This is a genomic window from Bacillus sp. JJ1764, from assembly GCF_036962145.1.
Classification (GTDB): domain Bacteria; phylum Bacillota; class Bacilli; order Bacillales; family Cytobacillaceae; genus Neobacillus.
The window spans coordinates 1-9,961 of sequence record NZ_JBALNY010000008.1 but is presented as its reverse complement, the minus strand read 5'-3'; the positions used below and the strand labels follow the sequence as shown (position 1 = coordinate 9,961).

Genomic DNA, 9,961 nt, shown 5'->3' with positions numbered 1-9,961 from the left:
TTGATTTTCTTCCATGAATTTACCCATGCACGAAGGAAATGCGTTAGCATTTTCGAGTAGTCTTCTTGCCTTCCTCTCCAATCAACAAGGTACAAAAAATCAACAATTTCGTTTAACATATCCAAAATAAAAAACACCAAATTACTTAGTACTTGGTGTTTGCCTTATTTTATCAGTCAAATTCAATTGATAAAGAAATTTTATCACTTCTACTATAAGAATGTAGATACTCCATTCTTCTGCCTTCCTGATCCTGGCTGATGTATTTGCTTAGATATACTGGACTCCCCACAGGGATTTGCAATAGCTTTGCCTCACTATTTCTCACCTTTACTACATTAAGTAATTCCTTTCCCTGGGATAAAATAATCCCGTTTTGAGCAAAAAATTCATAAAGGGAGATCACTTGAAAATCTACCTTTTCAATTCCAGGAACATATTTCATAGGAATGTATGCATCTTCAATGGAGTAAGGGTCCCCATCTACCAGACGTAGACGGACAATACGATATACCCAATCATCTTTATCAATTTTAAAAATTTCACTGTATTTAAACGCTGCTCTTCTTTTGCCAGAAAACAATAGCTTAGTCGAAGGTTTATGCCCTTTTTCCTGCATGACCTTACTAAAACCGACCAACTCATTTAATCGAGTAGCAATTTTTTGATCTTTGACAAAGGTACCCTTACCTTGGACCTTTTTTAACACACCTTCGTCAACTAGCCCCTGTATAGCGTATCTTACGGTTGTCCTATTCAAACCATAAATGGCTGCTAACTCACGTTCAGAGGGAATTGCTTCCCCACTGCCCCATTCTCCACTTTCAATTTTTGCCCATAATAGGTCCCTTAATTGAATATGCATGGGAGTTGTATTAATAATTGGACGTTCCATTTCAATTCACCAAAACTTTCCTTTCAAGACCAAAGGTATATTATATGATTGAATTGCTGTTAAAAATCTTCATGATATCCTGATTCTGATACCAAATAATCATATATATATCCAATTTCAGCTGTATTTATTTTAACATTATATATATTTTCAATGACACTAAAAGCATCTCTAATTAGATGTACCATTTCCATCTGACACTGCTCGAATTCTTCAATACTTTTTGTATATATTTCAATAGGAACTTGGCGAATTAACCGCTCCACTAGACAACAAATATGAACATAAAGAGCGATTTTTTTATCATTCGATAATCGCTGATTTAAACGAATTTCCAGTCTATTAATAAATTCCTCTACATGGGTCAGAATTTTTTCCGAATCCAATATAGTGATGGATCCAATTACCCTTTCCAAAGAGAAATTACGAATCAGATTATCATTGATTTCTTGGAACCCCTCTTCATCCACAATAGAATGAAAGATCCTTTTCATTTTCACTTCGCCCTGACCGGAAATAAGATCTTCTAAAGATAGGTAATGAACTTGGTCTATTTCAGGATCCTTTGTGCCAACAATCCCCAGAACATCATACACTTGAAAAAGGGTTTCAGTAATACCTAATTCCTGTAATCGTTTATATTCATATGCCATTACTTTTATAGCAAAACGCTCAGGAATACTTGATTCAAGCAATTTTTGAATCTGAATAGCTGTTCCGATGCCCGTTATACAAGTTGTAATAATCATTTTTTCTTTTTCTTTTTATTATTAGGAGATCATGCGAAAATTATGAATACCTGCTTACTTTTAATTCAACGATCCTAAAGAAGTTAATATTTCATTTATTCCCCTTTATTGTCCTCTATACTTAATTCCTCCATTAACGAACATTATTTACTACCATAACGATTGTTGGTTAAATTCAATATCCTTAATCTCAATTTCAAACCATTCAAAGGGACCTTCTTCCTCGTACCAAATGACAACCGATTTACTGGGTATTCTGATTCCAGAAAACTCTGTAAACTCCTTATTCTCTCCACCCCAATCACTCAGGATGTACTTTCCATTAACATCCCTATACCGTTTTCCTGAAAAGCGAAGAATTTCTCCTATTTCATTAAAATAAAAAGTTCCAGAAACGGATATACCCTTGTATTCCATAGTTGCCTTTGCTGTGTTTTCATCAACTTCTTCCCATTGGATATATGGGCTTAATGCAGCTGAAGGAAACCACATCATTTCGGCAAGATACCTCATCATCGTTCCTGAGTTAATCTCTTGACCCTTAGAATTCACAACAGGGATGATAGAAAGAAGTTTTATTATCATTTTCCCCATACCGTTTTTATAGGTATCGAGGCCCGACAGTTGAACAAGTGGTAACATTTTAACATCAGCCATCCATACGAACCCTGGCTGATCCACAGTAAAGTACTGTTCGGCTGTTGTAGGCATCCAAGGCCCATCTTTTTTTATACGCATTCTACCTTCTTGTCTTAAACGAACCGTTTTTATGGGCTGTTTTCCAATAACATTTGAATTCCTTAGCCAATTTTGCACTGCAAATGGTAAATCTTTCATGTCTTCTTCCTGAATTGTTTTTGTTCCCTTAATATCAGCACTTTGAAGTAATGATGAAACAATCACTTGTGCGTCCTTTTCGAACATTATCCGGCAAATTCTTGAGATGGCGAACAATAGGAGTAAAATAGCAATTATTGTCACCAATATCCATTTAAACACTAAAATTCCTTCTTTCGTTCCTTTTGGCTTCATGATATCAAATATCAGAAAATTCCTAAGCGATAAAAGTCATAAGAGGGAAATGGCAAAAATAACCTATTATTTGCTTTTGAACTTTTTGTATGCTAAGGGTGTCATACTCATCGACTTTCGAAATGTTTCAATGAAATAACTAGTGCTGTTAAACCCTACTTGATAAGCTACATCTGTGACATTGGATTCTGGATGTTGAAGTAATAGTAAACTTTTTTGAATCCGATAATCCGTTACATAATGTAGCGGAGTTTTCTTTAAAATTCGTTTAAAATAGCGACAGCATTCGGAGCGGCTTAAATGGCCAGCTTTAGCAATATCCTCTAAAAGGATCTTCTCAGCATAGTGTAGGTGGATCCAATTTAACATCTGCTTCATTCGTTGACTCTTCACCATTTCCGATTGTTCGAACTTTAATTGGAATCCATTTTCAACCATGTTTTTCCAAATTAACGTTAGCTGAATGGTGATGCCCATTTCATAGTATGATGTCTTTTGTTGGATCAATTGATTGATGTTTAAGATAGCATTTAAAATGTTTTTTTCCCAAATTTCCTTCGGATCTAAATGTAAGTAAGGTAAATTAGTCGCTTGAATATAGGGATTTACATAGGTTGTGTAAAGTTCTTGAGATAGAACGAAATGTGGTGAAACATTTAAACAAATATAAGTACATCCTGAATGATTCATATCTTTTGCCATGTGCAGACAGCCGCTATTTATAAACAGCCCCTCGCCTTTTTGTACCGTAATACTTTCTTCGTTTATTTGAAAATTGGCTTCTCCTTTTATAACATGAACAAACTGAAATTCATCGTGCCAATGAAGTGGTATATATTGATGTATATTTTGGGTAATCGTAGTTTCATAACAAGCAATCGGTAACATAACTGTTCGATGTTCAGTTAATTCCTTTAAACTTTGGTCAATCATAAAATCTTTAATTTGCATGTAACACCTCAATATCCTTATACTTTTTTATTCAATTCAGGTATATTTTCAGCCGTTAGTCATTTATCATTTTATACATCATAACACTATTTTTATATTTAAGGGTGGAGAATCAATTATGGAAAGACTAAAGGGAATATTTCTAGTTCTAACGGGAGCAGTATTTTGGGGGATTGGGGGAACAGTTGCAAAAAAACTATTTCAACAGGATCAAATTGATGTAAATTGGCTTGTAACGATTCGATTACTAGTATCGGGTTGTTTGTTACTAACCGTTCAATTTTTTACAAAGGACCGTTCTCAGATCCTTGGTGTTTGGAAAACTCGAAAGATAGCCATTCAATTGATGATCTTCGGGTTAATCGGTATGCTTGGTGTTCAATACACCTATATGGCTTCCATTGAACATGGAAATGCTGCGGTTGCCACGCTATTACAGTATTTAGCACCTGTAATGATTATCGTATATTTTATTTTTCGCAAACAAGCTGTGCCAACAAAGAGAGATTTGTTGACTGTTTCTCTGGCTTTAGTTGGTTGTTTTTTCTTATTAACAAACGGAACATTCTCACAATTATCTGTGCCTACAGTTGCCGTTGTTTGGGGAGTGTTATCTGGAATAGCTTTAGCATTTTATACTCTTTATGCCGTACCGTTACTGAAGCAATTTGATTCACTTGTCATTGTTGGATGGGCTATGTTAATCGGCAGTTTTGCATTAAGTTTTATCCATCCGCCATGGCAAATGGAGTATGCAAGCTTAACAATAGAAGCTTATGTTTATTTAGTATTCATTATTATTTTTGGAACAATGATTGCCTTTTGGTTCTATATAGAAAGTTTAAAAAAGTTGGATCCGAAAGAATCAAGCATTTTAGGAAGCATAGAGCCACTAGCTGCTGTTGTAACAACAGTCTTTTGGTTAAAAGAGCCCTATGGTATTTTCCAATGGGTTGGAACAGCTTGTATCTTAGGGATGATCTTATTGGTGGCCTTGAATAAAGGACATTCTTCAAAACATAACCAAATTCATAAAAATAAAAATCCCCTTAAAGTGAGTTAATGTAAGGGGCTTTTTGAACCATATGGACTAGTTCACCATATTTAGGCTCTTTTTGATGGAGTTAGCTGGTTAGAGATGTAATTTCTGATGGATGTTCATTCTCTAAGATAATTTCTGTAACCTTTACATTTTCAGGCATTAACGGATGTTTCCGAATAACATTAACAATAGTATCCATTTTATTCGGTGATGTGGTGTTTCCTTCCAGCCATTCTTGGATGCTGACATTAGGAAATTCCGGCATACAATGATGAAATAAATAATCTAATGTTTGCAGTTTCTCTTGGAAACCTTCATGTTCCGCTAATTTATGATAAATCTCTCTATCTTTTTTTCGGTTATCCTTTGATAAGGTAACAAATATTTCTTCGACATTTTCCTGGTAAACTGCGATGATAATGTCTCGCATTAATTCTCCAAACGGTAAAATGGTTGGTCCATAATATGGCAAGGTTATACTATTCGATTGATGACTAGTAAATTTTTTAATGATTCGTTCTGGATTTTGATCCATTCCAATCACAAACAACACCTTTTTCTTTTCATCCATATTCATTTCATCCACCCCATTTTTTAAGACAATAATTTTTCTAAATCACCTGAAAGTTTAAAGACCATGAACCTTTCACCAGTCTGGGTACTGATATCGGTATGAAAACTTGTTACTTCCTGACCGGTGAGTGAAAAAATAATATCCTTTAATTGTTCTTGCCCGGTTTCGACTAGACTGTTTCGGGTATTCTTTATAGATAACAATCCCTCTTTATCCTTACATAGTGCATATTCAGCCGGGGTTAAAATTCCAGTCAAGGTAACAATGATCATATCGCGTAAGATATCTGACTTAACAGATATAGAACCTCTCCCAAGATAACTTTTCTCCCATTGAGTTAACGCTTTACTGACTTCGGCCTCCAGTTGACCCTTTGATTTATCCAAACGAACCCCTATCCCTTCTTAATTTTATTTACTACCTATCTTTATATAGAATTCTATCAAAAACATAGTTAAGACCAATGCTTCCAGTTACCTTCTGGATCAATGGATGCAAGCTTAAGCCATCCGTTTTTCACTTTTTGTTGGAATGCCTGATCATGATTTAACAATCGTTCAACGTATTCTTTTGGTGCTTGAATCACGACCAGCAGCCTTAGAGGTGAATGATAGCCCTCTTGATCCGATTGCATGACCGACTGCCAGGGAAGTCCTGTTAATAAATCACTCGCATTTCCCTGCATGACTCCATATCCTGAGGTCACGGTTTGGGTTGCCTTGTTTCCACTACCATAATAATGTGGTGCAACGGTTGAAGCATAATATTGTAGGTTAATCCACTGACAGACCGTCGCCGGCCCAGATATAATGTTGGCAAGAAGAGAACCATTCTTATCCTTTTTCCAATCATAATTATGAAGGAAAACTCTCCCCTCTAGATTCTGTTGCCGAGTCAGACTGCGGTCTCCGATCACAAACGCCGCATTTCCTGCCAATCCCCATTCTGGACGAACCTCACTCCAGTCCTCTGAAAGACGCTCTGCTTCAGCATTAGGGTTTTTGAAGGTAGCCTTAAGAGTAGGCAATTTCCCAATTCTCTCAGCCGTAACTTCTTCCCTGACTTTTGGCAGTACCTTTTGAATGTGAGCAAATGCTGCTTCAGCTGCATCTGAAAGTTGGGGCAAATAGACCCATTCTAATTCATCAACCGTTGTAATATGCTCTGCAGCTGCAAAAATTGTATGATCCGGAATCGTCATTCCCTTTTCCTGAAGTGATTTTCTTACAGTTGGAAGGTTACATAAAGTGGCGAGAACTCTCGCATTAAAAGCGCTTGATGCTCCGCCGCATGCCCCGCAGTCTAGAGAAGCAGCATATGGGTTATTTGTACTTCTGCTGCCGTGCCCGCAAATCACCACAAAAGGAGCGAAATGATCGGTCAGTCCTATCATTTTTAAAGCCTGTCCCACGTATTGCACCTTTTCCTCATCAGAAAAACCAACTGGTAACTCTGAATTTACCATCCGAACCCGGTCAAGTGTTAAATCTGCATCAGGTTTCCTTAACCATTTGTTAAGTAGTTTCTTGGAAAGGCTTCCCCTACTCCTTGGCATAAAACTGCGGGTCAGCGTTTGCACACTAAGCCAAGGCCCACTGATCTCCGGCAATAAAAGACTAGCAATCAAGTTGTGTTTCATCGTTTTAAACGTATCTTTAAGTGAATGAACTGCCTGCAATCGTTGGTTAAATTGATTGTATTGAGTTTCTGGCAAAATTTCATTTACTTTGAATTTTGGTTTTAATATAACGGGTAAAGAACTATGACTATGGTCATTTTCTAGTTTGCTGGTTTCAATCGGCAAACCAAAAAAACCGGCTGTTCCAAAGGTTTCAAAATCAACTTCTTTTTCCAGCCTGCGGCGAAAGGGTTCCGATCGTACATCGATACAAAAAACAAACTGTGCCAAAGCAGAACTTTTTTGCATTGAAGTTGGTTGTCCGATGATTTTGTTCATTAATTGATCTTCATATGACTTTTCCCAGGNNTCTATTGCGGAGTATCTTATCAAATCGCCAAGCAAGGGTCAAACGAGCTTTTTGTTCTTCAAAAGGCATTTGTGCCCATGCTTGGATTGGAAGGTCCCCCCATTGTTGCCAGGCAACGATTAATGATTCTATGAACCCTTCATCCTCTTTGTTTTCCTTGGGAAAAGGAAGATATGGCTTCATCAGTACAAGCTCCATGGAAATTCGTATGGCTAAATAGTCAAATAGCAATGAACGTTCTCCTATTTGTTGCTGGGTACGCCATATCATCATTCCTGCCCATCCTGGCAAGGCAAGTAAATGGGCTTCCAGGTATTCCTGAATCTCTGAATCTGCTATTTCCAATTGAGTTAAGGCCTCACGTAAGGCAACATCCGCTTGAGTAGGCAATTTATTAATCTGCTTTCGTACATCCGAACGTATTGCTGGGTCAAAGGAAACCATTTTCCGCCATGCTTGATAAAAGCCTTCCTCGCGGTTAGGCATCGACCAAACAGCTTGAGATTCATCCAAGAATAATTTACACCACTTGATCATATGGGTGTTGAGATCCCGAGAAATCTCCAGTTCCCAAATCCGATCAAAACGCTGACTAAGGGTTTGCACGTGTTGCCTAGTCTTCATCTCAGACTTAAAGCGATTCAATGTCTTTGCCATATTCTTTACTTCGGGAAGTAGCGCCAAATTAGGAGACGGCATATCCTGTAATAGTGCAGCCCGGCAAAACCTCCTAATAGTTTCATGAGGTAATTTGATCGACTGTGTATCTAGCCATTGCTGGAGGACTTCTTCTAAAAAATGTAAATCTATTTCTCCTTGATTCCGAGCAGTCTGCAAGATAGAATCATTGGGTAATAGCTCAATATCAAAAATATCTTGAAAACGACGCGCGATCTCTTCAAATGTATGCCCCTCTAAACCCGCCCAAGGACTGCGAGCTGCAAACTTGCTAATAGGACCAAGAGGTGAAATGACTTTGCTCGCTGACTTCACCAAATCATAAATATCAAGATCTTCATATTGCTTTTCCCCATTTAATGGTTTGGCTAAAATGGTTGTCATCCAAACGACCTCCTATTAGATAAGGATTTTGCCAAATATTGTGGATGGCTTTCAACTAAATCTTTGTGTGGCTCACCTAAATGTACGAGCCATAGATAAATGAATGTAAAAAGCTTCGAGGAACGACTTCGTGCGATCCATATACAAAGAGAACTTCCGCCAATGATCAACAGGATCAAAATGGCTGCATAGGCATGTGGTTGACTTCCATTTATCACTGTTTTATCTAACAAACGATCTAATACCGTATGAATGAAGTGGAACATAATTGCCGCTCCAACTAGCGAAATTAGCCCAGCCATTTTACTAACACGACCATTCCCAAACGCCACGAGTCCGGTCCAGGCAAATGCCACGGACCACCCTAAAATGAAAGTACTTACCAATTGATAACCCCCTCCATGAGAGATAAGCCAATAACCAATCCCTGTTAAGAGACCCAAAATCCCTCCAGCCATAAGCCACGAAAAGGACAGCGGCCGGTCTTTGAAGGTAAATGACTTCTTGTATTGAATGGCAGAACCCGCCTGTAAGAAGAGGCTCGCTTTGAATAAACCGTGTAAAATAGCATGAATAATTGCTGCCAGATAGGCACCTAATGCACACTGAATCAACATGAACCCCATCTGGGCCATGGTAGAGCCAACCAGTTGCCGTTTATAGTCTACTTGAACCAGCATAATTCCTGTTCCTAGAAGCACGGATATACTGGACAGTATCAGAAGAATCATTTGTGCTGAACTCCCGCTGAACAGCGGTGCGAAACTTGTCAACAGGAGACCACCGGCATTCACGATCCCTGCATGCATGACAGCTGAAATAGGAGTTGGTGCAACAACTGAGTTTAATAGCCAGCGTTGAAAAGGAAACTGGGCTGACGGAATGATCATTGCTACCATCAATAAGAGGTTCATACAGGTCTTCTCCCCTGAAGGTAGTTGAGCCAAATTGTTTTTCGTTAGTACATTTGAAAGCTGCCAATGTCCTGTAGATTGTGTAATCCAAATGATGGTCACCGCTAAGATGATCCAGCTGAGTAAAAATAATCGCCCAGTCATGGCTGCCGCTTTTCTCGAAACCTGCCACTCCTTATTTAATCTAATTAGCCAGGTTAATCCTAAAAGTGTAATCCCCCAACAGAACAACAAAATGCGAAGATCATTACTTATCCAGGTAAGAGTGTCTGCAGAGGTAGTGATGGTCATCAGGGTAAAATATTTCCGGTAAGAACGGTCACCATATAAATAACGAATGGAAAATCGTTGTACAATTAAGCCGATTGTTAAAACAAATAGGGCTATAAGCCATGACCGAGAATCAAAACGCCAAGGACCAAACATAACATTTCCGTTGTTAGTAATCAGACCTAACAAAGCGACAATCGGAGCTAATGAAATAAAACCTATGTGAAGACGAATGAAATGCAATGGAATCCTTTTGTATAACACGAAGATCCCACTTAGAAAAGAAAGTGCCATCACGAAAAAAAATACAGCCGGTAATGAAATATGCTCAAAAAAATGAAACATCAAGCTCTCCCCCATAAAAAATGAATACGAAATGAACATAGTAAATCATTTGTATCTCTTAAACTTCAATACAGATTTTTTCATCTGAAATGGTCTAATTGGTACTAAGTGAATGTTAAAGAACAATGTTGATTTTACA

The 9,961-nt window shown here is 37.9% G+C and carries 8 protein-coding genes and 1 pseudogene; 1 reads left to right on the top strand and 8 read right to left on the bottom strand.

Annotated elements, in window-relative coordinates; genetic code table 11:
- Nucleotides 1-172: 172 nt before the first annotated feature.
- From V7083_RS01275 to V7083_RS01260, 4 genes are all read right to left on the bottom strand, one after another.
- Entirely contained in the window at nucleotides 173-895 is a 723-nt protein-coding gene (locus tag V7083_RS01275; RefSeq protein WP_335474527.1) for a GntR family transcriptional regulator, read from the bottom strand.
- 59 nt (nucleotides 896-954) lie between these two features.
- Nucleotides 955-1,644, bottom strand: a complete 690-nt coding sequence (locus tag V7083_RS01270) for a PRD domain-containing protein (RefSeq protein ID WP_335474525.1) — start codon at nucleotides 1,642-1,644, stop codon at nucleotides 955-957.
- A gap of 150 nt (nucleotides 1,645-1,794) precedes the next feature.
- Nucleotides 1,795-2,643, bottom strand: a complete 849-nt coding sequence (locus V7083_RS01265) for a DUF6544 family protein (protein WP_335474524.1) — start codon at nucleotides 2,641-2,643, stop codon at nucleotides 1,795-1,797.
- A gap of 99 nt (nucleotides 2,644-2,742) precedes the next feature.
- Nucleotides 2,743-3,627 (bottom strand): AraC family transcriptional regulator, encoded by an 885-nt coding sequence (locus V7083_RS01260; RefSeq protein WP_335474521.1) that lies wholly within the window; start codon nucleotides 3,625-3,627, stop codon nucleotides 2,743-2,745.
- Nucleotides 3,628-3,745: 118 nt separating this feature from the next.
- Here V7083_RS01260 and V7083_RS01255 point away from each other — a divergent pair, with 118 nt between their 5' ends.
- Nucleotides 3,746-4,690, top strand: a complete 945-nt coding sequence (locus V7083_RS01255; RefSeq protein ID WP_335474519.1) for an EamA family transporter — start codon at nucleotides 3,746-3,748, stop codon at nucleotides 4,688-4,690.
- A 61-nt stretch (nucleotides 4,691-4,751) separates the two neighbouring features.
- Here V7083_RS01255 and V7083_RS01250 read toward each other — a convergent pair whose 3' ends face one another.
- The 4 genes and pseudogenes from V7083_RS01250 to V7083_RS01235 form a co-directional block, all read right to left on the bottom strand.
- Nucleotides 4,752-5,246, bottom strand: coding sequence for a carbonic anhydrase (locus V7083_RS01250; RefSeq protein ID WP_335474515.1), 495 nt, complete (start codon nucleotides 5,244-5,246; stop codon nucleotides 4,752-4,754).
- Nucleotides 5,247-5,263: 17 nt separating this feature from the next.
- Nucleotides 5,264-5,629: a DUF2294 domain-containing protein gene (locus V7083_RS01245; protein WP_335474513.1), complete on the bottom strand. Its 366-nt coding sequence runs from the start codon at nucleotides 5,627-5,629 to the stop codon at nucleotides 5,264-5,266.
- 68 nt (nucleotides 5,630-5,697) lie between these two features.
- Nucleotides 5,698-8,293 (bottom strand): annotated as a pseudogene (locus tag V7083_RS01240) (DUF2309 domain-containing protein).
- The gene (locus V7083_RS01235) at nucleotides 8,290-9,822 is read right to left on the bottom strand and encodes an NADH dehydrogenase subunit 5 (protein ID WP_335474511.1); all 1,533 of its coding nucleotides are present in this window, start codon (nucleotides 9,820-9,822) and stop codon (nucleotides 8,290-8,292) included. The pseudogene V7083_RS01240 and the gene V7083_RS01235 overlap by 4 nt, the downstream one beginning before the upstream one ends.
- Nucleotides 9,823-9,961 lie beyond the last annotated feature (139 nt).